The following is a 25,878-nucleotide window of genomic DNA, read 5'->3' on the forward strand; positions in this document are numbered from 1 at the left end:
GCGGAATGCCGACATTTATACTCGCACCCCTTACCCTTCGCTATTTTGTGCTATGTTTAAGAGGAAACACGGGTTATATTTAACTTTTAACGCAGAAATATTGCATAACTATTCTGTCAACGGTACTATCTGCGGCCTCAATTGCTATAGATTGCCTGGATGAGTAAAGACTGCCCCGATGAGTATTAAACTAAACGGCATTAACTGCTTCTACGGCGCACACCAGGCGCTGTTCGACATCACGCTGAACTGCCCGGAGGGCGAAACGCTGGTTTTGCTCGGCCCAAGCGGCGCAGGCAAAAGTTCCCTTCTGCGTGTCCTCAATCTGCTTGAAATGCCCCGCTCAGGTACGCTGGCCATTGCCGGTAACCATTTTGATTTTGCGAAAACGCCGTCTGATAAAGCGATTCGTGAACTGCGTCAAAACGTGGGCATGGTCTTTCAGCAATACAATCTCTGGCCGCACCTGACCGTTCAGCAAAACCTGATTGAAGCGCCGTGCCGCGTGCTCGGTTTAAGCAAGGACCAGGCGATGGCGCGTGCCGAAAAGCTGCTGGAACGTCTGCGTCTTAAGCCGTACAGCGATCGCTATCCGCTGCACCTTTCCGGCGGTCAGCAGCAGCGTGTGGCGATTGCCCGCGCGCTGATGATGGAGCCTGCGGTTCTGCTGTTTGATGAACCGACCGCGGCGCTGGACCCGGAAATCACCGCCCAGATCGTGAGCATTATTCGCGAGCTGGCGGAAACCAACATTACCCAGGTCATCGTGACCCATGAAGTGGAAGTGGCGCGTAAAACCGCCAGCCGCGTGGTGTATATGGAAAACGGGTATATCGTTGAGCAAGGTGATGCGGGCTGCTTCGCTAACCCGCAAACCGATGCCTTCAAAAACTATTTATCTCATTGATTGTGTCAGGGGAAATATAATGAAAAAAGTATTACTTGCCGTGCTGCTTGCTGGCGTTACCCTTTCCGCTACCGCAGCCCAGACCATTCGTTTCGCTACCGAAGCGTCTTATCCTCCGTTTGAATCCATCGATGCGAACAACAAAATTGTGGGCTTCGACGTGGACCTGGCTAACGCCCTGTGTAAAGAGATCGACGCGACCTGTACCTTCAGCAACCAGGCGTTCGACAGCCTGATCCCGAGCCTGAAGTTCCGCCGCATCGACGCCGTAATGGCCGGTATGGACATCACCCCTGAGCGTGAAAAGCAGGTGCTGTTCTCTACCCCTTACTACGATAACTCCGCCCTGTTCATCGGGCAGAAAGGCAAGTTCACTTCCATCGACCAGCTGAAAGGCAAGAAAGTGGGCGTGCAGAACGGCACCACGCATCAGAAATTCATCATGGATAAACATCCGGAAATCACCACCGTTCCGTATGACAGCTACCAGAACGCGAAGCTGGATCTGCAGAACGGCCGTATCGACGGCGTGTTTGGTGATACCGCGGTGGTGACTGAATGGCTGATAGCCAACGACAAACTGGCGCCAGTGGGCGACAAAGTGACCGATAAAGCCTATTTCGGTACCGGTCTGGGCATCGCCGTGCGTCAGGGCAACACTGAGCTGCAGCAGAAATTCAACGCTGCGCTGGAAAAAGTGAAGAAAGACGGCACCTACGAAACCATCTACCAAAAATGGTTCCAGAAGTAATTCCTGATGAATGAAATTCTTCCATTAGCAAGTGCCGCCGGGATGACCGTCGGCCTTGCCGTTTGCGCACTGATTATCGGCCTTGTGCTGGCGATGTTCTTTGCGGTGTGGGAATCAGCAAAATGGTTCCCCGTCGCCTGGACAGGTTCCGCACTGGTGACCGTGCTGCGTGGACTGCCGGAAATTCTGGTGGTCCTGTTTATCTATTTCGGTTCCTCACAGCTGCTGCTGACGCTGTCGGACGGCTTCACGATCAATCTCGGCTTTGCGCAGATCCCAGTGCAGATGCAGATTGAAAACTTCGACGTCAGCCCGTTCCTGTGCGGCGTGATTGCCCTCTCCCTACTTTACTCTGCCTACGCGTCACAAACGCTGCGCGGGGCGCTGAAGGCGGTTCCGCAAGGACAATGGGAATCCGGCCAGGCGCTCGGCATGTCGAAAGCGGCGATCTTTTTCCGCCTGGTGATGCCGCAGATGTGGCGTCATGCCCTGCCAGGACTGGGTAACCAGTGGCTGGTGTTGCTGAAAGATACCGCGCTGGTGAGCCTCATCAGCGTGAACGATTTAATGCTGCAGACCAAAAGTATCGCCACCCGTACCCAGGAGCCGTTTACCTGGTACATCGTGGCGGCGGCGATCTACCTGGTGATCACGTTGCTGAGTCAGTACATACTCAAACGCATCGACCTGCGTGCAACGCGTTTTGAACGGAGACCGGGCTGATGCTTGACTACTTACCCGAGCTGATGAAGGGGCTGCACACCAGCCTGACGCTGACCGTGGCGTCCATCGTCGTGGCGCTGATCCTGGCGCTGATCTTCACCATCATCCTGACGCTGAAAACGCCGGTGCTGGTGTGGATCGTGCGTGCCTACATCACCCTGTTTACCGGCACGCCGCTGCTGGTGCAGATCTTCCTGATTTACTATGGCCCGGGCCAGTTCCCGTCGCTGCAGGAGTATCCGGTTATCTGGCATCTGCTCTCTGAGCCGTGGCTGTGTGCCCTGATTGCCCTTTCGCTGAACAGTGCGGCCTATACCACCCAGCTGTTCTATGGGGCGATCCGCGCCATTCCGGAAGGACAATGGCAGTCGTGCGGGGCGTTGGGCATGAGCAAGAAAGACACGCTGGCGATCCTGCTGCCGTACGCCTTTAAGCGCGCCCTCTCCTCCTATTCCAACGAAGTGGTGCTGGTGTTCAAGAGTACGTCTCTGGCCTACACCATCACGCTGATGGAAGTGATGGGCCACGGACAGCTGCTGTACGGACGCACCTACGACGTGATGGTGTTCGGCGCGGCGGGTCTGGTGTATCTGGTGGTCAACGGTCTGTTGACGCTGATGATGCGCCTGATCGAGCGTAAAGCGCTGGCGTTTGAGCGCAGAAACTAGTCGGGTGGCGGCTGCGCCTTACCCGACCTACGATGTGCATAAATGTTGAATATAGATAGCGGATAACCTTTTGGTTATCCGTTTTTTTTTGCAACCAACATAATATTTAATCGTTTATATTGCATATAAATTCAATTACTGGCATTGTTTTATCATAAGACCTACCGACGGGAGTATTACAATGAAAAAGTTAGTTCTGGCCGCATTACTGGCAACCTTCGCCGCTGGCGCATCCGCTGCGGATAAAATCAATTTTGGCGTTTCCGCCACCTATCCGCCGTTTGAATCGCTGGATGCCAGCAACCAGATCGTCGGTTTCGACATCGACCTGGCGAAAGCGCTGTGCAAACAGATGCAGGCCGACTGCACCTTTACCAACCATGCCTTCGACAGCCTGATCCCGTCGCTGAAATTCAAAAAATACGATGCGGTGATCTCCGGAATGGACATCACGCCTGAGCGCAGCAAGCAGGTTGCGTTCACCGACCCGTACTACGCCAACTCGGCGGTGGTGATTGCGAAGAAAGGCGCTTATACCTCTTTCGATCAGCTGAAAGGCAAACGCATCGGAATGGAAAACGGCACCACGCACCAGAAATACCTGCAGGACAAACATCCTGAAGTGAAAACCGTGGCCTATGACAGCTACCAGAACGCGATTATCGACCTGAAAAATGGCCGTATCGACGGTGTATTCGGTGACACCGCCGTGGTGAACGAATGGCTGAAAACCAATCCGCAGCTGGGCACGGCAACCGAGAAAGTGACCGATCCGCAGTACTTTGGTACAGGCCTGGGTATCGCGGTACGTCCTGATAACAAGGCCCTGCTGGAAAAACTGAACGGTGCGCTGAAAGCGATTAAAGCGGACGGTACGTATCAGAAAATCAGCGACCAGTGGTTCCCGCAGTAATGGTTTTTGCCGGGTGACGGCTGCGCCTTACCCGGCCTACGGGGGGAGTTGTAGGCCGGGTAAGCGCAGCGCCACCCGGCACTCTCTCACAACGGCACGAAGAACCTGAACCGCGCCCCGCTCACCGACTCCATCAGCCTGATCCCGCCTCCGTGCAGTTCCAGCATTCGATTAACAATCAGCAGCCCTAATCCACCGCGATCCTCTCGCGATGCCTGAGGATTGAGCACGGAAGGCCGCTTGAAAAGATCGTCGCGCAGGGCAGCATCCACACCCGATCCGCTGTCTGCAACTTCAACCTGAAGTTGCTGCTCCTCCTGCCACACGGCAAGTCGGATCTCACCGCCCACGGGCGTATGACGGATGGCGTTATCCAGCAGATTAGTCACCACCCGCTCAATCATCGACACGTCGGCATAGACCAGCGGCAGCGGTCCCGGCACATCAATATGTAGGTTTAATTCGCGCGTGCGGGCCGTGAGTTCGAACTTTTGCGCCACGTCGGAAACCAGCTCGCCCATAGCAAAACGCTCGCGCTGTGGTTTGATGCCGCCGTGCTCAAGGCGTGCGAGTTCAAAAAGCTGCTGTGACAGGTGGCGCATCTTTTGTCCCTGACGCAGCGCAATGGCGAGGTACTGCTGGTGTTCCTCGGGAGTGAGCGTGGCCGATTTCAGCGATAGCATCTCCAGATACCCCAGCAGCGACGTCAGCGGCGTGCGCAGATCGTGCGAGATATTGGCGATAAACTCCCGGCGCTGGCGATCGCTATCGGAAAGCTGATCCCACTGGGAGGTGATTTTGCGGGCCAGCTCGATAAAGGTATTACGCAGCACGGCCACTTCGTCATTCCCTGTGGTCTTAAGCGGCTGCGCCGCCAGCTGTTTAATGGCGCTGATGCTGTCCTGCTCCAGTCCGGTGACCTCTTCCGTCAGGCGTTTTACCGGGCGCGTGACCCAGTACCAGACCAGCAGGCCCGCCAGCAGGCCAAACAGCGCGACCCACAGCAGTGACCACAGCACCGTGCTCCACAGCGCCTTATGCCAGGCCATCTCCGCCAGCGCGTTCGACTCCTCGCCCTGCAAAATAATGTACAGATAGCCTTTTAGCTCGCCGTCCTGCCGCAGCGGCGTGGCGCTAAAGACTTTTTTATTCTGGCTGCGCGGATCGTCGCCCAATACCGGAATAGCGGTACCGCTCAGGAAGGTCTGAACCGGCGCCAGGTCGATTTTTTGCCGCTGAATATGGCCCGGCGGTGCGGCATCGGCCAGGATATCGCCCTCCGGGGAGACGACGTACAGCTCAACGCTCGGATTAAAGGTCATCAGCCGGTCAAACAGCGGCTTGAGTGACGTTCGGTCGACCCTGCCCTGCGCGTCCAGAATCGGTTCGCGCTGGACGATCTGCTGCGCCAGCCCGCCCGACAGCCGCTGCACCATCGCGTTACCGTACTGCGTGCTGCTGTAGAGCTGTACCGCGCAGGCGACGGTGGCGCATAGCATCATCAGCAGGATGAACAGCAGCGTCAGACGCTGGCTCAGGCTAAAGCGGCGCATCATGATTTGGCTCCGCAAATTTATAGCCCTTGCCCCAGACGGTGCGAATAATCTCCGGCTCGGCGGCGTCCTTCTCAATCTTGATGCGCAGGCGGTTGATATGGGTGTTAACGGTGTGCTCATAGCCTTCGTGCTGATAGCCCCAGACCTGCTCCAGCAGCGCTAACCGGGAAAACACCTCGCCGGGATGACGGGCAAAGAAGTACAGCAGCTCGAATTCACGCGGCGTGAGATCCACCACCTGGCCGTGAAGCAGCACGCTGCGCGCCAGCGGATCGATAGTCAGCCCGTGAGCCTGAATTTGCCCGTCGGTTTGCGCCTGCCCCATCGCCTGCTGGCGGCGGAACAGCGCTTTGATGCGCGCAATCAGCTCCTGCACCGAGAACGGCTTAGCCAGATAATCATCGGCGCCGGTTTCCAGCCCGGTGATGCGGTCGGTTTCGCTGCTGCGGGCGCTGATGATAATGACCGGCAGGTAGCGCGTCATCTGACGGATGCGGCGGCAAATCTCCAGCCCGTCAACGTTGGGCAGCATCAGGTCGAGGATCACCGCATCCCACGGCTGTTTTTCAAGACGCTGCAGGGCGTTGCCCCCGTCGGGCTCGTGGGTGATGGCGTAGCCTTCATCTTCTAAATTGAGTCGCAGAAGCGCCGCGATATCGTGGTCGTCTTCCACCAGCAGGATCTGCTTCATGGGTAAGCCTTTATTCATGTCTTATGACGTAAGCTTACCTGATTTCGCAGGGATGAAGAGTTCACATTTTGTTGAACATTGTGCGGGGTTCATGCCGGGTGGCGGCTATGCCTTACCCGGCCTACGGATTAACAACGTCAACACTTCATAATGCGCGGTATGCGGGAACATATCGAAAAGCTGCACGCGTTCAATGCGGTAGCCCGGCAGGTTAGCGATATCTTTCGCCATGGTCTGCGCGTTACAGCTGGAGTAGACGATGTACTCTGGCGCCATCTGGCTCAGATAGTCGCACAGCGCTTTTCCGATGCCACGACGCGGCGGGTTCACCAGCACCAGTTCCGGCACGTTGCCCTGCCCGGTGGCGAACTGTGTGGAGTCCAGCGCCTGGAAGCGCAGATTCGTTAACCCCAGCTCGGCGGCGGACTGTTTCGCGCAGGCAATCGCTTCGGCGGAGATCTCAATTCCGGTGAGCTGCATCTCTGGCGTCGCGCAGTGCAGGCCAAAGCCGCCCACGCCGCAGAACAGATCCCACATATGCTGGATGTTTAACGCACGCACCCAGTCGCGGGCGGTGGCGTACAAACTGCTTGCCACGGCCGGGTTAGTCTGGAAGAAGCTTTGCGGGCGGATCCACAACGGCACACCGTTGAAATTCTCGGCCAGCGCGTGCTGTTCGGTGAAGAAAATCTCTTTCTCCCCCTCCATGATCGCCATATGCACCGGCTGAATATTTGCGGTAATGACCTTAAGCTGCACAAGCTGTTCCTGCAGCCACGGTATCGCCGCGCGCAACTGCTCCAGCTTGGCTTCGGAGCGCAGCACGAAGCGCAGCATCATGCCGCCGTCTTTCTGGCTTTCGGTCATGAGAAGGTATTTCAGCTCGCCGCGCTTGCGGGCGACGTTGTAAGGCGTTAAGCCCGCACGGGCGATAAAAGGTTTCAGTGCGGCAAAGACGGGCTCAAACGAGGCGGGATAGAGCGGACAGTCGGTTAAGTCTTCCGGCGTGCCGTCGCGGTGCAACATTCCCAGCAGCGGTTTTTCAACGCTGCCGCTGACCACCATTTTGGCTTTGTTGCGAAAGCCCTGCTCCGGGCCGCTGACGGGTGCGCACCACTCGCCCACCGCGTGTGCTGCCAGCAGCTGTTGCAGGTCGGCCATTTTGGCGGTGAGTTGTTGAGAGACCGGCTGTTCTATCCACTGACAGGAGCGGCAGCGTCCGGCGTCAAAGAGTGCGCACTGCATATTAAAACCTTAAGGATCACGAGGGCTGCGATTATACACATTATTGCAGGCGGAAGAATCTCCGACTGGAAGCCGGGATATAAAGCAGGCAGAGCACCAGCATATCCGGAAGCTTTTGCATCACCAGCGACTGGAAAATTTCCCGCCGGGAACCACCGGGAATGCTAAACAGTTCAGGATATCCGTAGCCCAGCGAAGCCGCCCACAAATAACCCGCAGCAATGATTTGCGTCAGCAGATAGACCCAGCGCGCCCAGTTGCGCCCTTTGACCAGCGAGAATGCACAGTAGATTTCAATAAACACCAGCACCAGGCTGCTCAAAAAAACCAGCGTCAGATTCCACGTCTGTACGCTGCGGTGAATGAATTCACCGATGCCGCGGGCGCCTAAGGTGTTCAGAATCATCAGCACGTCCAGACAGCGGATCATAATAATGGCGAGCGCCGCCACCTGCACCAGCGCAGGAACGTTCGGACGAGCATGCGTATGACGTGTTTTTTGAAAGAATCCCAATGTTTTACTTCCCTGAAAAACAGTGCCGCGTCATGCGCGGCACTTCACTGGAAATTTTAAATGCTTCAGCCGCGTCTTGCACGCTGGATATCACGCACCCGCTGCTTTTCCGCGCGCGCCATCAAATACCAGGCGATAAATCCGACAATTCCGACTACGCCGAGGATAATTGACGCCAGGGCGTTGATCTCCGGATTCACCCCCATACGCACGCTGGAGAAGACCAGCATTGGCAGCGTCGTCGCGCCCGGCCCGGAAACGAAGCTGGCGATAACCAGATCGTCGAGCGAGAGCGTAAACGCCAGCAGCCAGCCGGAGATCACCGCAGGCATAATCATCGGCAGCGTGATGATGAAGAAGACCTTCAGCGGCGTAGCGCCGAGATCCATCGCAGCCTCCTCAATAGAGCGATCCAGCTCGCGCAGGCGCGAGGAGATCACCACCGCCACGTAGGCGGTACAGAAGGTGACGTGGGCCAGCCAGATGGTGAGCATGCCGCGATCCGCCGGCCAGCCGATGGCGTGAGCCAGGGCAACGAACAGCAGCAGCAGCGACAGGCCGGTGATCACATCCGGCATCACCAGCGGCGCGGTGATCATAAAGGCAAAGCCATTCGAACCGCGAAAACGCCCGAAGCGCACCATCACCAGCGCGGCGATGGTGCCGAGAACACAGGCCATCGTGGCCGCCAGGGCGGCAATGGTCAGGCTCAGCCCCACCGCGCTCATCATCGCATCGTCGTGGAACAGCTCGCTGTACCAGCGCGTCGACCAGCCCGCCCAGACCGTTACCAGCTTAGAGCTGTTGAAGGAGTAGATCACCAGCATCAGCATCGGCGCATACAGGAAGGTAAAGCCAATCACCAGGATCGCAATTCGCCACGGGGAGCGCACTACCGGTAAGTTGTTCATCCGTGGTCTCCCATCTGTTTCTGCTGATGCTTGTGGAACCACATGATCGGCACGATCAGCAGCAACAGCATCACGATCGCCACCGCCGAGGCCACCGGCCAGTCGCGGTTATTGAAGAACTCCTGCCACAGCACGCGGCCAATCATGATGCTGTCCGGGCCGCCGAGCAGTTCAGGGATCACAAACTCCCCTACCGCCGGGATAAAGACCAGCATTGACCCGGCGATAATGCCGCCTTTGGTCAGCGGGACAATGACGCTGAAGAAGGTTTTTAACGGACGTGCGCCAAGATCGAGCGACGCTTCCACCAGCGAGTAATCAATGCGCGTCAGGGCCGTGTAAATCGGCAGCACCATAAACGGCAGATAGGCGTAAACAATCCCGATATAGACCGCGAGGTTGGTGTGCAGGATGGTCAACGGCTGGTCGATCACCCCAAGCCACATCAGAAAGTTATTCAGTATGCCGTTGTTTTTCAGGATCCCCATCCACGCGTAAACGCGGATCAGGAACGAGGTCCACGACGGCAGGATCACCAGCAGCAGCAGGATGTTACGCGTCGACGGCTTGCTGTGCGCGACCGCCCAGGCCAGCGGATAGCCCATGAGAAGGCAGCAGATCGTCGAGATCGCCGCCACCTGCAGCGACTGCAAATAGGCTTCGAAATAGAGCGGGTCGTCGGTGAGCTGCAGGAAATTGCCCAGGTTTAAGGTCAGCGTCAGCTGCCCATCGGCCCAGTCCAGCAGGTTGGTATACGGCGGGATCGCACGCGCCATTTCCGCCAGGCTGATCTTGAAAACAATCAGGAACGGCAGCAGGAACAGCAGGATCAGCCAGATATACGGCATGGCGATCACCAGCTTGCGGCCGTGGTTCATCTGCATGCGCGCCAGCCAGTGGGCAAAGCCGCCCGGTTTTTTGACGCGGGCTGGAGGTTCAAGTGTACTCATGATCGCTCCTTATACCGTCAGTACAACGCAGCTGTCCGCATCCCAGCACAGGCGCACTTCGTCGCCCCAGGTCGGCTGTCCCTTGCGATAGCGATGTTCGTTCTGCAACTGGGCGCTGAGCATTTGTCCGCTTTTCAGACGCACATGGTAAATAGACAGGTCGCCCAGATAGGCAATGTGCACCACTTCCCCGACGGCAAAGTTATAGCCATCGGCTGGCGGATCCTCACAGAGCATGATCTTCTCCGGGCGCAGGGCCACGTAGACCGGCACGTTATCTAACACCGAGTTATCAGAGTCGACCTTAAGCGGATGCTGCAGCCCCGGCGATTCGATGACCAGTCCGTCTTCCTGACGATCTTTCAGCAGCCCTTCGAAGACGTTCACCGAGCCGATAAACTCCGCGCTGTAGCGCGTAGTCGGATGCTCGTAAATCTCTTCCGGCTCGCCGATCTGCACGAACTTACCGCGGTTCATGATCGCGATACGTCCGGCCATGGTCATCGCCTCTTCCTGGTCGTGGGTAACCATCACGCAGGTCACGCCCACGCGCTCGAGAATGTCCACCACTTCGAGCTGCATGCGGTCGCGCAGTTTTTTATCCAGCGCGCCCATCGGTTCGTCGAGCAGCAATAATTTCGGACGTTTTGCCAGACTGCGGGCCAGCGCCACGCGCTGACGCTGGCCGCCGGAGAGCTGGTGCGGTTTACGCTTCGCGAACTCCTGCATGTGCACCAGGCTCAGCATCTCGGCCACGCGCGCGGTAATTTCAGCCTTCGGCAGTTTGTCCTGCTTCAGGCCAAAGGCGATGTTTTGCTCCACCGTCATGTGCGGAAACAGCGCGTAGGACTGGAACATCATGTTAATCGGGCGCTGATACGGCGGCACGCTGGACAGGTCTACGCCGTCCAGCACGATTTGCCCGGCGGTAGGCTGTTCAAAACCCGCCAGCATACGCAGCAGGGTAGATTTTCCACAGCCGGATGCGCCCAGCAGCGCGAAGATTTCGCCTTTGTAGATCGTCAGGCTGACGTCGTCCACGGCATGCTGGCCGTCGAAAGATTTGGTGAGGTTACGAATTTCAAGCAGCGGGGTCAGCGCTTTACGGACTTTCGCCTGCGGGCGGGGGATCGCGTCATTCACGGGGTGTTCTCCGGTAGAGATCAAAACTGGTGCAGGCGCACCAGAACGGTGCACCTGTTGCCGGGGGCGCTAGCACCTGCCCGGCCTACGACTCACGGTAACTTATTTACCGCTCTTCACCTTGGTCCACGCGCGGGTACGCACGCGGTCAATTTTGGGATCCTGAACTTTCAGGGTGAACAGCTTGGCAAACACATCCGCCGGTGGATAAATCGCCGGGTTATTGCGGATCTCTTCGCTCACCAGCGGCACCGAGGCCTTGTTACCGTTCGCGTAGTAAACGTGGTCGCTGATGTGGGCAATCACGTCCGGACGCATCAGATAGTTGAGGAACTGATAGGCTTCGTCTTTGTTCTTCGCATCAGCAGGCATCGCGAAGACGTCGAAGAACGCCAGCGCCCCCTCTTTTGGAATGAAGTAAGAGACGTTCACGCCGTTTTTCGCCTCTTTCGCGCGGTTAGCCGCCTGCCACACGTCACCTGCCCAGCCGATTGCGACGCAGATGTCGCCGTTTGCCAGGTCGTTGATGTACTGGGAAGAGTGGAAGTAGCGAATATTTGGACGCAGCTTCAGCAGCAAATCGGTCGCCGGGCCGGTGTAGTCATTGGCTTTGTTGCTGTTCGGGTCTTTGCCCAGGTAATTCAGCACGGTCGCGAAAATCTCTTCCGGCGCATCGAGGAAGGAGACGCCGCAGCTTTTCAACTTCTCAAGGTTTTCCGGCTTCAGCACCACATCCCAGCTGTCCAACTTGACGTCCGGGCCGAGCGCCGCTTTCACTTTATCGACGTTGTAGCCGATACCGGTGGTCGCCCACAGATAAGGCATCGCGTATTTGTTGTCCGGGTCGTGCTTCGCCACCAGCTTCAGCACTTCCGGGTCGAGGTTTTTCCAGTTCGATAATTTGCTCTTATCCAGCGGCTGGAAAACGCCTGCGGTCAGCTGACGCTCAAGGAAGCTCGCAGAGGGCACCACCAGGTCAAAACCGGTGCTGCCCGCCATCAGCTTTCCTTCCAGCACTTCGTTGGAATCGAAAACGTCATAGACCACTTTAATGCCGGTCTCTTTTTCAAAATTAGCGACCGTATCCGGCGCGATATAGTCAGACCAGTTATAAACGTGCAGCGTTTTTTGTTCCGCAGCGAGCGTGCCGGCAGAGACGGCCATCAGAGCACCCGCAACCAGACCCGATAACCATTTTTTATTCAAGGCGATCATAGTGTTATTCCTTCTGAAAGCTCGTTAACAAACGAACCAAAACTGTGCAATCTGGATATATGCAAAAATCATGCATAGTTTGTCGTTCTGCCCGAAATAAAAATAAACCCCTTTCCTGGCAGGTTCCGCTCGCTTTTTTGTAAGCATCGCAAGAATAACTGTAGCCCGTGTCTCCGGCTATAGCCCAGACGAAAAAACGCCTTTTATCAATTTTTTATGCAGGTTATGTCTACGTGATAAGCCGAAAGGGCCTTCAGGGAGGTGAAAAATTCTTTAAGGAAAGGTTAAAAGCAGCAGAAAAAATGGCGTTATGCAGCCGCTCTGGCAGCGACTGCGCAAAAGTCAGACAGGCTTAGTGGAGAAAATTGGGAGATGCATCATTATTCTCTGCGTCATCTTCCGCGCTATACAGCAGATGATGTGCATTGGCTTCCATCATGACCATCGAAATTTGCTCTTCACTCAAGCGCATAAACCAGGCGAACTGCTTAAAGGATAAGCCAGCACCGGAGAATAAAGACTGGCACACGACCAGTTTTGGCAGATTATCATCCTGTATGTCGAGAAATGCTTTCACCGTCAAGGAACTGGCGTTGATGGCCGAAAGATCGGAAGCCAGCGCCAGCAGCGCGGACGGCTTCACTTCAGCCAGCGCGGAGAAAAGGATCACGTCGTTAATCAGATCGACTTTAGCATCGAAAATGCCGTCGAAATTCTGCATATGAGGCAGATGCAGCGCCTGGCAGGAATCGCATTCGAAGAACGTAATTCCGGCATCATCAAGCCATTGACGTAACGTATCCAGTGTTGGAACGACCTGTAAATCCATCGCTGTGCAGCCTCTTAAATAAAAACTTTGCATAGATTACGCAAAAAGCGTGCTCAATACCATTTAACCGCCCGTTTTCAGACAGTAACCCGGCGTGGCATGACGCTCGATCCATGCGATCATTTTACCCGCAATATCGACACCTGTGGTTTTTTCCACGCCTTCCAGCCCCGGCGAGGCATTGACCTCCATTACCAGCGGCCCGCGTGTCGCCCGCAGAAGATCGACTCCGGCCACGTCCAGCCCCAGCGTTTGCGCCGCCTTTACGGCAATCTCTCGTTCACGCTCGCTGATCTCTGCAACCCGCGCCACGCCCCCGCGATGGAGATTTGAACGAAAATCGCCCTCTTTCGCCTGACGCTCGATGGCGGCAACCACCTCATTTCCAACCACGAAGCAGCGAATATCGCGACCTTTGGCCTCTTCGATATACTCCTGCACCAGAATATGCGCGTTCAGACCGCGAAAGGCGTCAATCACGCTTTCCGCTGCCTGCCGCGTTTCTGCCAGCACCACGCCAATGCCCTGCGTGCCTTCCACCAGTTTGATGACCAGCGGCGCACCGCCCACCATGTCGATCAGATCGCTGGTGTCGTCCGGTGAATGGGCAATCCCGGTGACGGGAAGATCGATCCCCTGACGGGCGAGCAGCTGCAGCGAACGCAGTTTATCGCGGGCGCGGGAAATGGCGACAGATTCATTAAGCGGATAGCTGCCCAGCATCTCGAACTGGCGCAGCGCGGCGGTGCCGTAATAGGTGATCTGGGAGCCGATGCGGGGGATCACCGCATCGAAATGCGGGAGCTTGCGGCCTTTGTAGTGAATCGACGACGCAGCGGGGTCGATGTTCATATAGCAGGACATCGGATCGAGGATCTCAACCTGATGCCCGCGTTTTGCCGCCGCCTCACGCAGGCGTTTACATGAATAGAGCGTTCCATCCCGGGACAATATGGCAATTTTCACCCTGCACCTCTCTGAAGACATGGATAAAGCCTGCATATCATACACGAGGCGCAGGAGGAATGGACTACCGCGTCGCCCAGCCCTGTTTATGAAGATAATCGAGAATAAACGGGCGGTTTTCTTTAATGATGGTGCGACGAATATGGTCAGTCCAGGTATCGCGACGGGTATTGCTGCCGCGCGTCATGTAGTAGTTCGCCAGCTCTTCATCATATTGATTCAGGACGTCCTGATTGACCGGCTGGTAGTGGTTTTCATGCACCAGCATCGCCGCAGGAATACGCGGTTTCAAATCCGGGTTATCCGCAGGCCAGCCGAGGCACAGGCCGAACAGCGGCAGCACATGTTTTGGCAGCTTCAGCAGCTCGGTCACGCTTTCGATGTTATTACGCAAGCCACCGATGTACACGCCGCCTAACCCCAGCGATTCCGCCGCCGTAAAGGCATTTTGCGCCATCAGCGCAGTATCCACCACGCCCAGCAGCAGCTGTTCGGCCAGCCCCAGTTCGGCTTCAGGGCAGATTTGCAGATGGCGGTTAAAGTCGGCGCAGAACACCCAGAACTCTGCCGCCTGCGCCACATGCTTCTGCCCGCCGGTCAGCGTGACCAGCTGCTCGCGCATGGCCGGGTCGGTGATGCGGATAATCGAACTGCACTGCAGGAAGCTGGAGCTGGAGGTCGCCCTGGCGCTGTCAATAATCGCGGCACGCTGCGCCTCGGTAATCGGCTCATCGGTGAAGTGGCGAATGGAACGGTGGGACTGGAGCAGGTCTATGGTTGGCGTCATCTTCTCTCTCTTTATCTTGCTAAAACCCTATGGCAGCCAGTATAGGCAATGATGTGCGCGGTGTAATTGGCGAAACATAGCTCATAGATATTATAACGACAGGCGAAACCTTCTTTAATGACGGCGGGTTATGGGGCACTATACGTGTCATTCGCCGTCAGGCTTGTTTTTTGAGGAGAGAGAAATGTTTGCAGTAATTTTTGGTCGTCCAGGGTGCCCTTACTGTGTTCGCGCGAAAGAGCTGGCTGAGAAACTGACCGAAGAGCGCGATGACTTCAACTTCCGCTACGTGGATATCCACGCGGAAGGCATCACCAAAGCGGATCTCGAAAAAACCGTCGGCAAGCCGGTTGAAACCGTACCGCAGATCTTCCTCGATCAGAAACACATCGGCGGCTGCACTGACTTTGAAGCCTACGCCAAAGAAAACCTGGGCCTGTTTGCCGCTCAGTAATGCGAAGACGCCCTCACCGCGAGGGCGTTTTTATTGCAGATGTTTGCGCCGGTGCAGCAGGCTGCGCACAAACAGATAGCAAAGCGCCCCCAGCGCACACCAGAACACCCCGCTCAGTAACCACGCCAGCTCCTGCCACAGACTTCTTGTCGGGACATACATCAGTCGCATCAGCAGCAGGCACAGCGGTGCTGCCAGCATGGCCCCGAGTAGAGGCTTGATCACCTCTCCTTTACGCGAGAGAAAACTGGCTGCGGCGCCCGGCAGGATGAAAAAGAGCAAACCCAGTTCCGGATGACCGGACGCCCTGAATGCCCCCTTCACATTAAAAGCGAGCGACATGCAAACGACCGTAAACAGCAAAAAGCAGCTGACCACGCCCGCCCAGTTTCGTTTAATGTTCAAACTATCCTCCTGACTTATCTCTATCAAATACAACTTCGTCCAGTGGACGCCCAGTCAGATAAAGCAGTACGGCAATCCTTGCCAAAGCACGCACAGGCTGATGCGATAATAGGTGGCTGTCGGTAGCTAATACGATTAAACTAACCGCCAGCGCATGTTTTAGGGAATTTATTAGGAAGCAGGGAGTCGTGAAGTCTTTCCCTGGCCCTAAAAACAGTAGCCCAAATAGTCCTTTCATTCAACAACTTACTGGTAAACAAGAAGTTAGCCTCCGTGAATATAAACGTCGCAGACTTGTTAAATGGGAATTACATCCTGTTATTATTTGTGGTACTGGCGTTGGGCCTTTGCCTGGGTAAATTGCGCCTGGGTTCAGTTCAACTGGGTAATTCCATTGGCGTTTTAGTCGTCTCCTTATTATTAGGTCAGCAGCATTTCAGTATTAACACGGATGCGCTCAATTTAGGGTTCATGCTGTTTATTTTTTGTGTTGGCGTGGAAGCGGGGCCGAACTTTTTTTCAATTTTCTTCCGCGACGGCAAAAATTACCTGATGCTGGCGCTGGTGATGGTCGGCAGCGCGCTGCTGATTGCGTTAGGGCTGGGCAAACTGTTTGGCTGGGATATCGGGTTAACGGCCGGTATGCTGGCAGGCTCCATGACATCCACCCCGGTGCTGGTGGGTGCGGGTGATACCCTGCGTCATTCCGGCATGCAGGGCGCACAGCTTTCCACCGCGCTCGACCACCTGAGTCTGGGCTATGCATTGACTTACCTTATTGGTCTGGTGAGCCTGATCGTGGGTGCGCGCTACCTGCCAAAATTGCAGCACCAGGATCTGCAGACCAGCGCACAGACAATTGCTCGCGAGCGCGGTCTGGACACGGACACCAAGCGTAAAGTCTATCTGCCTGTGATCCGCGCCTATCGCGTCGGGCCGGAGCTGGTGGCCTGGACCGACGGCAAAAACCTGCGCGAACTCGGTATTTATCGCCAGACGGGCTGTTACATCGAACGTATTCGACGTAACGGTATTCTGGCAAACCCGGACGGCGACGCGGTGCTGCAGATGGGCGACGACATCGCGCTGGTGGGTTACCCGGACGCCCATGCCCGTCTCGATCCGAGCTTCCGCAACGGTAAAGAGGTGTTCGACCGCGACCTGCTCGACATGCGTATCGTCACCGAAGAGATCGTGGTGAAAAACCATAACGCCGTTGGCCGCCGTCTGGCGCAGCTGAAGCTAACCGACCACGGCTGCTTCCTCAACCGCGTGATCCGCAGCCAGATTGAGATGCCCATCGACGACAACGTCGTGCTCAACAAAGGTGACGTTTTGCAGGTGAGCGGCGACGCGCGACGCGTGAAAACCGTAGCTGACCGCATCGGCTTTATCTCTATTCACAGCCAGGTCACCGACCTGCTGGCCTTCTGCGCGTTCTTTATCGTTGGCCTGATGATCGGGATGATCACCTTCCAGTTCAGCAACTTTAGCTTCGGCATCGGTAACGCCGCCGGGCTGCTGTTCGCCGGGATCATGCTGGGCTTCCTGCGAGCCAACCACCCAACCTTCGGCTACATTCCGCAGGGCGCGCTGAACATGGTAAAAGAGTTCGGTCTGATGGTGTTTATGGCAGGCGTCGGCTTGAGCGCCGGTAGCGGCATCGGCCACAGCCTGGGGGCCGTCGGCTGGCAAATGTTGGTTTCCGGACTTATCGTCAGCCTGGTACCGGTGGTTATTTGCTTCCTGTTCGGTGCCTACGTGCTGCGCATGAACCGCGCCCTGCTCTTCGGGGCAATGATGGGCGCGCGTACCTGTGCGCCTGCTATGGAAATCATCAGCGATACCGCGCGCAGCAACATTCCGGCGCTGGGGTATGCGGGCACGTACGCCATCGCTAACGTACTGCTCACGCTGGCGGGTACGCTGATCATCATCATTTGGCCAGGACTCGGATAAGTCTCAAGTTTGCGCGTGGTGAAAATTATTTTCGTTACGCGCAGAACTTTTTTATCAGGGGGCAGTCATAACTAGTGCCACTGCTTTTCTTTGATGTCCCCAATTTGTGGAGCCCATCAACCCCGCCGTTTTGGTTCAAGGTTGATGGGTTTTTTGTTGCCTGAAATCCCCTCACTTGCAGAATCAATCGCTTACAGCCACGCTTTCTGATGTTTGGCTTCAGCACCAGACAAAAACCCTATCCCCTTACTTTTTTCCTTCCTGGCTTCAGAAAACTATCGCTCCCTGACAGCAAAAGAATAAAATCAGAAAAAACGTCAGCAAGGAAAGCCGCATGTTCGATTTTTATCCCGAGAAAACCTACAGCAGAACGGAAGTAATGAGCAAGCCATCGCCAGTTCCGCCAGTAAATGGCGTCTACTTCTGGTGGTTTAAGGAGATCCCTCCAGGTGTGCCGACCGAGGGCTGCATCACCTCAGACGGCTATACGCTGCTATACGTTGGTATTTCGCCCGATCAGAGAGGGAAGCCTAATAGCCGTTCAAATTTAAGGAAACGAATAAAAACGCATTACAGCGGCAATGCAGCTGGTTCGACGCTTAGGCGCACGCTGGGTGTGTTATTGAGTGGTTTAAGTGGCTTTCCCCTGCGCCGCGTGGGTTCTGGATCCAGAATGACATTCACTCATCCTGGTGAGCAGTGGCTTGATGTCTGGATGGAAAAGAATGCTAAAGTTCACTGGCTTCGTGTCGAAGCGCCATGGGAACTTGAAGACACACTGATCGCATCGCTTTCCTTACCACTAAACATTCAGGGAAATGTTCATGGCTTTAAAATGACGCTTTCGGAAATGCGGAGGCTGGCTGCTGCCGAGGCAAGATTGATGGAGATTGCTGATGAAAGGGGTTTCAGAAGAAGACTAATAGCGCAGTGATAAAAGACTACGCCTATGATTTTGGATCAATAAGCTAATTGTTCCTGCATTCCTTTCGGATGTGGCGGTGCGGCGCTGATTTTTTGCGGACGGCAGACGGACCGAACAAAAGTCTTATGTGCCACGAACGTATGCCCGCACTCAATATTTGTACACTGGTTGTATCGCTCTTTGGTTTCGCTGGAAGGCTGAAATCTACTGCGTGTATGCGCGGCCTAGCCGAACATCGGACAATTCATCATTTCATTCAACTCTCACTCTTAATCATTTCGCAATAATAATATATCATTGTTCTTAATTTTGAATTAATCATTCAGATTCGAACTCGTCATTTTTCACTTCAAGATCCAGACTTATCGTAAAACACTGTCCGGGTTGACCGTATGAGTCAGCGTGGTGATGGTTCAACTCCGCATCATTAATGGGCTGCTTGAAGCCACTCATTGCACGGACATTTGGGTGGGTATAAATGCTTTAAATTTCAATAATTACAATTTAAATAAGGAAATCATGCCTGTAATTATAATCTATTACAGGCATGTTAATAGTTTAACTAATTAACAGGGCGCATCATCACTTAACAACAAAGAAGGTTTCTCAGTAGTGCCATCAACTTTCATGTCATCATCATTAGCACCAGACACTGGTTCAACGATATCGATATCGACAGGTTGAATCATTATATCCAGTGGTTTATACGAATCGCCCATCATCATCTTATAATGCGCTGCATGTTGGCTACACTCAAATACCTTCTGAAAAACAATTAGATTCTTCTCAACAGAAATATCATCTAAATTCATGAACACATCATCACCAGAAAAATGCGAGCCATCATTAATCCATGACACCAATGATTTAAAAATCAATTTTTCATAACCTTCAAAGTGGCACTCTAACTCTCTAACATCAACACCGCCTAAAATTTTAAAGTAGTTCTCTAAAATCCTGCGCATAGTATTTTGAATTGTACCATTATTTTTGTCACTACGGCGTAGTTCACTCCATAAGAGATCGTATGATGTTTTTATTGGGTTGGTAGTGCATTTTTCGACATATGAATTTTTATCTTTCTTTCTAATAATCCAGAAAGTTTCTTCATTCATCGCGTTATTACCAGATCTTTTCGGATTGAATGTCAATTCCTTGTGGAAATAAATATTATGGGTGAGTATAATTATTTGTTTTATACTTCCTTTGTTTGCACGAATATCATCCATTAAATTTTTAATCAATGAACTAACGATAAATAATATATCGCTATCTAAACTTGATATTGGATCGTCAAAAACTACTACCCGATCTGCCAGAACACCAGAAGACTTATTACTACCCCTGACAAGGCTATAATAGTAAAGAAAAGTAATGAATGTCTTCTCTCCTTCGCTTAATGTCAATCGAGCGTTATCGCCACTGTCCCTTACTATTATATAATGAGCTTTATCTTCCGATTGTTTTAAATGGAAATTTGTGAACCCATAACACTTCAAAATCTTGTTAATTTCATGAACAGTTGGAAGAATACTCGTCTGGCTAGATTCAATTCCTTCAATTTCCTTCTTCAACTCGATCAGTTTCTCGGTTTCTTTTGCTATCCCTACACTTAAACCATCTCTTTTCTTCTCTAGTTTGTTTCGATCTTTAAGATAAGTTTCTATATCTGTTTTTAACTCAGTTTTTGTAATGTATGCCCATATATGTTCTTTTAAATTTTTCTGCTCCGTTTTTATATTCCTAAAGAGTGTATTATTAGCCTCAATCTTTGAATTAATCGATTGTAAAAATATTGAAAAATCTTCTATTACAGAGTCAATGCTTTCAAATACAACAACCTCACTCAGTAACGTTTCTTTACCTCTTGCCTTTTCAAAATTACTAACCAATAGAGAAATAAGGATATTAGATTTATCTTCAAATATGTCGTTATCGATAAACGGTAATTTAGTATCCCTAATGTTATCAAGTTCCCATTTTAAGCGTTGTAAATGAGTATAGTACTCAGAAAGCAATCCATTTATTACTTGTTGCTTTTTATTATATGTTTCATCAAAGTATAATGAGAGATTATGGAAAATATCATCATTTACATCTTGCTGACAAAATGGGCACTTGGGCTTTGATTCGTGTAAATAATCAACGCCTTTTTTTACCCAGTCACTATTATTTAGGAGGCTAATTAAATCTGCAACGTTGACATCTTTTCTTCCCAGTATTTTCTCTTGCCATATCTCATGGCTTAAAATGGATTTGAATCCATCAAATTTAGGGATAGATAATGGGGCGAATGAAATTATTTCATCCGAGAATACTGCATGGCATTTTTCAGTAAGTTCACTTAGCGGTATTGGAACCACTGTGTTCTGCTCAAATTCAGCAAGAACTCTGATTTTAAATTTTTCAGCACTATTCCTTAAACCTTCAAAAGCTTTGAAGAAAAGCTCATCATGCTTTTGCTTTTGTTTCCAACAAATGTCTTTAAAAGCTTTATCTTTTTCAGTCAGTTCATAAATAACGCCCACATCATCAGCGCTGCCATTCAATAATTTTTGTTTAGTCGTTATTGCTTCTTGAAGCTTATTTCCCTCCTCATTTAATGAGGTTAACTTCTCTTGTGCGCCTTTAATATCGCTTCCTAAGGTAAACACACCTTTTATTTTATCTTGACTAAAATTATTGTCTACAAAATCCTTATTATAAACATAATTAATTAACTTATTGCCGTTTTTCCACTGAATGAAGCAATCGGGATAATTATCCGGTTCATTAATTACTTTACTAATAGTAGTTTTACCTGCACCATTAGCTCCATAAAGATAATTAAATGTAGACAAACCATACAATTTTTGTTCTGGCCCAGTATATGAACCTGCATTTCTGATCGTTAATTCTTCTATCATCACACAAATCCTTTTCAGTGGTTCGGATTTTTCCGAAAATGAAGTACATACTTAAGTCCAGAACAATCAAATTTTCAAGGTGGTCATTCATACAGGTGAAGCGATCAACTATAGTGTCAGCGCGTTTGTAACAATGTAGACAGGCGCTTGACCTGTTCCAGGTCTATTTCAGGCAGTACAAGCAACCCCTCCAGCCCTTCATGACTCGCCATAAACCGGAAAGAGGCAGACACCTGACTTTTCACGCACGCGATCCAGCCGCTCAAGACACGGTCTGATGGTCTCGCGCAAATAGCGAGAATAAGCCTTTGGCTTTCCCAGTCCCTGGAAGACTTTAATCCTTTCGAAAAGCGGTTTGCTGAGGTGGGCAGATTCGGCACTGACGTTGGCCAGAATGATCAGATCGAGATTGAAGCGATGCTGCTCATGTGCCATTTTGGCGCTGCTGATGAGCTGGTCCTACTCCATTTCACACTGAACAGGATCGCGGGATTAATTGAAGAAATAACGTTCTCAAACCTCTTTACTCAGCGCCTCGCGGCGCAGCTGTTCCTGCTACTGCGTAGAGAGTGATCAGGCTTGAAAGCGCAGACAGCTTACTCACGTCCTGCGGCATACATTTGCAGCACACTTTATGATGTCAGGTGGGAATATCCTTGGCCTTCAGAAAATCCTCGGGTGCCATGACATAAAAATGACCATGCATTATGCCCACCTGGCCCCCGCTCACCCGGACACGGCCCTACGCTTTAACCATTAGCGACAATGTCCTCTAGCCTAGCTGAGCAAGGGATGGTAAGGTCATAACTTATTTTCATAACCCATTGATAAAAGATAGTTTATATGCTCAAATTCATTAATAAACTCGGTCATGTCGCAATACATGACTTTGGTTTTAATATCATGCTATTACATGGTTTTATCAACCAAACTGAAGCTTCAATAAGAGATAGTATTACTAAATATGAAGCTGAAGGGCCTGAGACATTTGTAATTGAAGATTATCCCGAAGATGATATTTATATATCCATCGACAGCTATATGGGAATTGATGACCAATCTGTAAATCTTGATGACATATTCAAAAGATACTATCCATGTATCCTGAGACGTTCTGCTTTACTAACAATTATTGGTCTATTAGAACACGAAGTCGAAAAGTTCTGTATCAGTTACTCGAAAAGACATACAACGAACATCAGCCTTAACGATTTGAAAGGAATGGGCTTTGAAAGAGGACATCGGTTTATTAAAAAGGTTGTTGGCTTACGTAATTCTAAAGCCTTTCCTGAAATAACTAAAATTATAAAATTATAAAATTAAGAAATTCCTGTGCTCATAATGACGCTCGTTTAGTTAGTAATGACAACCAAGAGATTCAAGAAATCGTAAGACTTCTCGATCAGTACCCTGCTCTTCTTGAGAGAGATGGTAACCAGGTACTTTTCAATGAAGGTGCTCTTTTGGCATTTTTGAAAGTTTTCGAAGATTACATCAAAGAAATAGAAGCTCATATTAGTCCAGCCCGCTAGGCATAATAGCTTTTTTCTTAGTGGCGACAAAGTGGCGGCAGCGGTTGGCAATACCCCGTAATCCTCACTTTTCGCCACCTAACTAACTTATCAATTATCTTACAACTCATTGTTTTTACTAACCCGTTTACATAAATGGTTTTTTGTTGCCTGAATTCCCCTTACTTAAATCTCACCTTCTCTCTTGCAGTTAGAACATATATGATTAAACACATATAAAGCTCACACCTGCAGGAACACTTATGCTCCACCCGCTCCAGCTCTTCAAAACCCTCTCCGACGAAACGCGGCTCGCCATCGTCATGCTGCTCCGTGAAGCAGGAGAATTGTGCGTCTGCGATCTCTGCGCCGCGACCACCGAGTCGCAACCGAAAGTCTCCCGTCACATGGCCTTGTTGCGCGAGTCCGGGCTGGTGATCGACCGTCGCGAGGGTAAGTGGGTCTATTACCGTCTCTCTCCCAACATGCCTGCGTGGGCGGCAACCGTTATCGACAACAGCTGGAACTGCCTGCGGGAAGAGACGCGCATGAAGCTAAAAAACCGACTACCGGGCGCATGTTAATCGCAACACATTCACCAAATCAAATATAACGGAGTAAATGATGTTTCTGGCAGGGGCTATTTTTCTGTTTACGCTGGTACTGGTCATTTGGCAGCCCAGAGGGCTCAGTATCGGTTGGAGCGCCACCATCGGCGCCGTGCTGGCGCTGGCCAGCGGCGTGATTCACATTAACGATATTCCGGTCGTGTGGAATATCGTCTGGAACGCCACGGCAACGTTTATCGCCGTCATCATCATCAGCCTGCTGCTGGATGAGTCCGGCTTTTTCGAGTGGGCGGCGCTGCATGTTGCCCGCTGGGGAAACGGTCGCGGGCGATTGCTGTTTACGTATATCGTGCTGCTGGGTGCAGCCGTGGCGGCGCTGTTTGCCAATGACGGTGCGGCACTGATCCTGACCCCTATCGTTATCGCCATGCTGCTGGCGCTGGGGTTCAGCAAGCAAGCCACGCTGGCGTTTGTGATGGCGGCGGGCTTTATCGCCGATACCGCCAGCCTGCCGCTGATTGTGTCGAACCTGGTCAACATCGTGTCGGCAGACTTCTTTAAGCTGGGGTTCAGCGAATATGCCTCGGTGATGATCCCGGTGGATATCGCCGCAATTGTCGCAACGCTGGTGATGCTGCACCTCTTCTTCCGTAAGGAAATTCCCCCGGAATATGACCTGGCAAAACTCCGCGAGCCCGCACGCGCCATTCACGATCTCCCGACGTTCAGAACGGGCTGGATCGTCCTGCTGCTGCTTCTCGTCGGTTTCTTCGTACTTGAGCCTCTCGGCATTCCGGTCAGCGCCATTGCGACCGTCGGCGCGCTGATTTTATTTGCTGTCGCAAAGCGCGGACATGCGATAAACACAGGGAAAGTGCTGCGCGGCGCACCGTGGCAAATCGTTGTCTTCTCGCTGGGGATGTATCTGGTGGTGTATGGCCTGCGCAATGCCGGGCTGACGGACTATCTCACAGGCATATTGAATAACCTCGCCGGACACGGGCTGTGGGCCACCACGCTGGGAACCGGGTTCATCACCGCGTTCCTGTCATCCATAATGAACAATATGCCCACGGTGCTGATTGGCGCGATCTCCATTGAGGGCAGTACGGCAACGGGACTGATCAAGGACGCGATGATTTACGCCAACGTGATTGGCTGCGATCTGGGGCCGAAAATCACGCCTATCGGTAGCCTCGCCACCCTGCTCTGGCTTCACGTGCTGGCGCAGAAAAACATGACGATCACCTGGGGCTACTATTTCCGGACGGGCATCATGATGACGCTGCCGGTCCTGTTTGTGACGCTCGCCGCGCTGGCGCTACGTCTCTCCTTCACACTGTAATGAGCCACTGATATGAGCCACATCACTATCTACCATAACCCCGCCTGCGGCACCTCGCGCAACACGCTGGAGATGATCCGCAACAGCGGCACGGAGCCAGAGATTATCCTCTATCTGGAAACCCCACCGTCGCGCGATAAGCTGACCACGCTGATTGCCGATATGGGCATTTCAGTGCGGGACCTGCTGCGTAAAAACGTGGAGCCGTATGAGCAGCTTGGCCTTGCCGAAGATAACGTCACCGACGACCAGCTTATCGATTTTATGCTGCAACACCCGATCCTGATTAACCGTCCGATCGTGGTAACGCCGCTGGGCACCCGCCTGTGCCGCCCATCTGAAATCGTCCTCGACATCCTGCCGGACGCGCAAAAAGGGGCGTTTACGAAAGAGGATGGCGAAGCCGTCGTGGATGCCAGCGGGAAAAAAATCGACCACAGGTAGGTCTGGCTGGGGCGAGTGGTGCCTAACGGCCGCCCTCGCCCGCTATCCGCCCAACCATCGCGCGGATCTCTTCCCGGCTTAAGGGGTTGCGGTCGGTGACATAATGCAGCGTCATCCCTTCAATAAACGCGTCCAGCGCGCGGGTGGTGACCGGGTCGAACCACTGCTCCAGCGTGTCCTGGCTCATCTTCATCCAGTCCTGCATTACCGTTTTAAGCGCCGCACTGCGGTGCATAAAAGCGTAGAGCTGATACATCAGCGCCATGTTGTGCGGCGTGGTCACCTGCGAGCTGTGGATCAGCGTAGTGATGGACTCACACGCCATTTCAGGGCCGGTCACACCGGCAAAGAAATCCCGATACTGCTGCGACATCTGCCGGGTAAACCACGTAAAGGCCTCTTCAAGCAGCGATTCCATACCGTCAAAATAGTAGGTCATCGACCCCAGCGGTACGCCCGCGCAGGAGGCGATTTTACGGTGCGTGACGGCGTGAATACCGTGCTCAGCGATGGTGTCCAGCGTCGCCTGGAGTATTTTTTCCCGGCGGTGCGGATCGTTGGGTGGTCTGCTCATAAATTCCTCATCCGGTT

The 25,878-nt window shown here is 52.7% G+C and carries 26 protein-coding genes and 4 pseudogenes; 13 read left to right on the forward strand and 17 right to left on the reverse strand.

From position 1 onward, the window contains the following. Window positions 1–178 precede the first annotated feature (178 nt). From artP to artJ, 5 genes are all read left to right on the forward strand, one after another. Entirely contained in the window at window positions 179–907 is a 729-nt protein-coding gene (gene artP / locus AC2T6E_RS05950; RefSeq protein ID WP_010429094.1) for an arginine ABC transporter ATP-binding protein ArtP, read from the forward strand. A gap of 19 nt (window positions 908–926) precedes the next feature. Next, window positions 927–1,658: an arginine ABC transporter substrate-binding protein ArtI gene (gene artI, locus AC2T6E_RS05955; RefSeq protein ID WP_454539208.1), complete on the forward strand. Its 732-nt coding sequence runs from the start codon at window positions 927–929 to the stop codon at window positions 1,656–1,658. 6 nt (window positions 1,659–1,664) lie between these two features. Then, a complete protein-coding gene (gene artQ, locus AC2T6E_RS05960) occupies window positions 1,665–2,381 on the forward strand; it encodes an arginine ABC transporter permease ArtQ (protein ID WP_089599005.1) in 717 nt (238 codons plus the stop codon). Next, window positions 2,381–3,049: an arginine ABC transporter permease ArtM gene (gene artM / locus AC2T6E_RS05965; protein ID WP_010429086.1), complete on the forward strand. Its 669-nt coding sequence runs from the start codon at window positions 2,381–2,383 to the stop codon at window positions 3,047–3,049. The genes artQ and artM overlap by 1 nt, the downstream gene beginning before the upstream one ends. 181 nt (window positions 3,050–3,230) lie before the next feature. Next, window positions 3,231–3,962, forward strand: coding sequence for an arginine ABC transporter substrate-binding protein ArtJ (gene artJ, locus AC2T6E_RS05970; protein ID WP_033145047.1), 732 nt, complete (start codon window positions 3,231–3,233; stop codon window positions 3,960–3,962). An 86-nt stretch (window positions 3,963–4,048) separates the two neighbouring features. Here artJ and AC2T6E_RS05975 read toward each other — a convergent pair whose 3' ends face one another. The 11 genes from AC2T6E_RS05975 to nfsA all read right to left on the reverse strand — a co-directional run bounded on the left by AC2T6E_RS05975 (window position 4,049) and on the right by nfsA (window position 14,769). After that, on the reverse strand, window positions 4,049–5,518 hold the full coding sequence (locus AC2T6E_RS05975; protein WP_486690885.1) for a sensor histidine kinase: 1,470 nt from the start codon (window positions 5,516–5,518) through the stop codon (window positions 4,049–4,051). Beyond that, entirely contained in the window at window positions 5,502–6,209 is a 708-nt protein-coding gene (locus AC2T6E_RS05980) for a response regulator transcription factor (protein ID WP_089599001.1), read from the reverse strand. The genes AC2T6E_RS05975 and AC2T6E_RS05980 overlap by 17 nt, the downstream gene beginning before the upstream one ends. 105 nt (window positions 6,210–6,314) lie before the next feature. Continuing rightward, entirely contained in the window at window positions 6,315–7,454 is a 1,140-nt protein-coding gene (gene rlmC, locus AC2T6E_RS05985; RefSeq protein WP_486690888.1) for a 23S rRNA (uracil(747)-C(5))-methyltransferase RlmC, read from the reverse strand. Window positions 7,455–7,494: 40 nt separating this feature from the next. After that, on the reverse strand, window positions 7,495–7,968 hold the full coding sequence (locus AC2T6E_RS05990; RefSeq protein WP_042716348.1) for a YbjO family protein: 474 nt from the start codon (window positions 7,966–7,968) through the stop codon (window positions 7,495–7,497). A 65-nt stretch (window positions 7,969–8,033) separates the two neighbouring features. After that, the gene (gene potI / locus AC2T6E_RS05995) at window positions 8,034–8,879 is read right to left on the reverse strand and encodes a putrescine ABC transporter permease PotI (RefSeq protein WP_042716350.1); all 846 of its coding nucleotides are present in this window, start codon (window positions 8,877–8,879) and stop codon (window positions 8,034–8,036) included. Next, window positions 8,876–9,829, reverse strand: coding sequence for a putrescine ABC transporter permease PotH (potH, locus tag AC2T6E_RS06000; RefSeq protein WP_042716351.1), 954 nt, complete (start codon window positions 9,827–9,829; stop codon window positions 8,876–8,878). Before potH ends, potI begins: the two co-directional genes overlap by 4 nt. A 9-nt stretch (window positions 9,830–9,838) precedes the next feature. Beyond that, complete coding sequence (potG, locus tag AC2T6E_RS06005) at window positions 9,839–10,972, reverse strand: putrescine ABC transporter ATP-binding subunit PotG (protein WP_042716353.1); 1,134 nt, start codon at window positions 10,970–10,972, stop codon at window positions 9,839–9,841. 102 nt (window positions 10,973–11,074) lie between these two features. After that, complete coding sequence (potF, locus tag AC2T6E_RS06010; protein ID WP_010429062.1) at window positions 11,075–12,187, reverse strand: spermidine/putrescine ABC transporter substrate-binding protein PotF; 1,113 nt, start codon at window positions 12,185–12,187, stop codon at window positions 11,075–11,077. A gap of 352 nt (window positions 12,188–12,539) precedes the next feature. Further along, on the reverse strand, window positions 12,540–13,016 hold the full coding sequence (locus AC2T6E_RS06015; protein ID WP_010429060.1) for a YbjN domain-containing protein: 477 nt from the start codon (window positions 13,014–13,016) through the stop codon (window positions 12,540–12,542). Window positions 13,017–13,079: 63 nt separating this feature from the next. Then, the gene (gene rimK, locus AC2T6E_RS06020; protein WP_010429057.1) at window positions 13,080–13,982 is read right to left on the reverse strand and encodes a 30S ribosomal protein S6--L-glutamate ligase; all 903 of its coding nucleotides are present in this window, start codon (window positions 13,980–13,982) and stop codon (window positions 13,080–13,082) included. Between the two features lie 64 nt (window positions 13,983–14,046). Further along, complete coding sequence (gene nfsA / locus AC2T6E_RS06025; RefSeq protein WP_089598997.1) at window positions 14,047–14,769, reverse strand: nitroreductase NfsA; 723 nt, start codon at window positions 14,767–14,769, stop codon at window positions 14,047–14,049. 184 nt (window positions 14,770–14,953) lie between these two features. On the opposite strand from nfsA, the gene AC2T6E_RS06030 reads away from it, so the two are divergent. After that, window positions 14,954–15,223, forward strand: coding sequence for a GrxA family glutaredoxin (locus AC2T6E_RS06030; protein WP_010429050.1), 270 nt, complete (start codon window positions 14,954–14,956; stop codon window positions 15,221–15,223). 30 nt (window positions 15,224–15,253) lie between these two features. Here AC2T6E_RS06030 and AC2T6E_RS06035 read toward each other — a convergent pair whose 3' ends face one another. Further along, entirely contained in the window at window positions 15,254–15,628 is a 375-nt protein-coding gene (locus AC2T6E_RS06035; RefSeq protein ID WP_460212657.1) for an inner membrane protein YbjM, read from the reverse strand. A gap of 273 nt (window positions 15,629–15,901) precedes the next feature. On the opposite strand from AC2T6E_RS06035, the gene AC2T6E_RS06040 reads away from it, so the two are divergent. Together AC2T6E_RS06040 and AC2T6E_RS06045 are read left to right on the forward strand one after the other, a co-directional pair. Continuing rightward, entirely contained in the window at window positions 15,902–17,587 is a 1,686-nt protein-coding gene (locus AC2T6E_RS06040; RefSeq protein ID WP_089598996.1) for an aspartate:alanine antiporter, read from the forward strand. Window positions 17,588–17,921: 334 nt separating this feature from the next. Then, window positions 17,922–18,521, forward strand: a complete 600-nt coding sequence (locus tag AC2T6E_RS06045; RefSeq protein ID WP_486690895.1) for a GIY-YIG nuclease family protein — start codon at window positions 17,922–17,924, stop codon at window positions 18,519–18,521. Window positions 18,522–18,547: 26 nt separating this feature from the next. Here the strand turns inward: AC2T6E_RS06045 and AC2T6E_RS06050 are convergent. From AC2T6E_RS06050 to AC2T6E_RS06065, 4 genes and pseudogenes are all read right to left on the reverse strand, one after another. Continuing rightward, a pseudogene (locus AC2T6E_RS06050) lies at window positions 18,548–18,763 on the reverse strand (ogr/Delta-like zinc finger family protein). A gap of 67 nt (window positions 18,764–18,830) precedes the next feature. Continuing rightward, a pseudogene (locus tag AC2T6E_RS06055) lies at window positions 18,831–18,992 on the reverse strand (phage late control D family protein); the annotation flags it as partial. A gap of 86 nt (window positions 18,993–19,078) precedes the next feature. Continuing rightward, window positions 19,079–21,418: an AAA family ATPase gene (locus tag AC2T6E_RS06060; RefSeq protein ID WP_486690897.1), complete on the reverse strand. Its 2,340-nt coding sequence runs from the start codon at window positions 21,416–21,418 to the stop codon at window positions 19,079–19,081. 128 nt (window positions 21,419–21,546) lie between these two features. Further along, window positions 21,547–22,034 (reverse strand): annotated as a pseudogene (locus AC2T6E_RS06065) (replication endonuclease); the annotation flags it as partial. On the opposite strand from AC2T6E_RS06065, the pseudogene AC2T6E_RS06070 reads away from it, so the two are divergent. From AC2T6E_RS06070 to arsC, 5 genes and pseudogenes are all read left to right on the forward strand, one after another. After that, a pseudogene (locus AC2T6E_RS06070) lies at window positions 22,005–22,178 on the forward strand (tyrosine-type recombinase/integrase); the annotation flags it as partial. The pseudogenes AC2T6E_RS06065 and AC2T6E_RS06070 sit on opposite strands and share 30 nt — an antisense overlap. Window positions 22,179–22,261: 83 nt before the next feature. Continuing rightward, window positions 22,262–22,735 carry a hypothetical protein gene (locus AC2T6E_RS06075; RefSeq protein ID WP_486690899.1) on the forward strand — a complete coding sequence of 158 codons (474 nt, stop codon included), beginning with the start codon at window positions 22,262–22,264 and terminating at the stop codon, window positions 22,733–22,735. 457 nt (window positions 22,736–23,192) lie between these two features. Further along, complete coding sequence (locus tag AC2T6E_RS06080) at window positions 23,193–23,513, forward strand: metalloregulator ArsR/SmtB family transcription factor (protein WP_182402691.1); 321 nt, start codon at window positions 23,193–23,195, stop codon at window positions 23,511–23,513. Between the two features lie 40 nt (window positions 23,514–23,553). Next, window positions 23,554–24,843, forward strand: coding sequence for an arsenic transporter (locus tag AC2T6E_RS06085; RefSeq protein ID WP_486691217.1), 1,290 nt, complete (start codon window positions 23,554–23,556; stop codon window positions 24,841–24,843). Window positions 24,844–24,855: 12 nt separating this feature from the next. Beyond that, window positions 24,856–25,287 carry a glutaredoxin-dependent arsenate reductase gene (gene arsC / locus AC2T6E_RS06090; RefSeq protein ID WP_212473662.1) on the forward strand — a complete coding sequence of 144 codons (432 nt, stop codon included), beginning with the start codon at window positions 24,856–24,858 and terminating at the stop codon, window positions 25,285–25,287. A 22-nt stretch (window positions 25,288–25,309) separates the two neighbouring features. Here arsC and AC2T6E_RS06095 read toward each other — a convergent pair whose 3' ends face one another. After that, a complete protein-coding gene (locus AC2T6E_RS06095) occupies window positions 25,310–25,861 on the reverse strand; it encodes a TetR/AcrR family transcriptional regulator (protein ID WP_120158423.1) in 552 nt (183 codons plus the stop codon). Between the last annotated feature and the right edge of the window lie 17 nt (window positions 25,862–25,878).

It is taken from the genome of Enterobacter sp. B79-1, assembly GCF_057444735.1.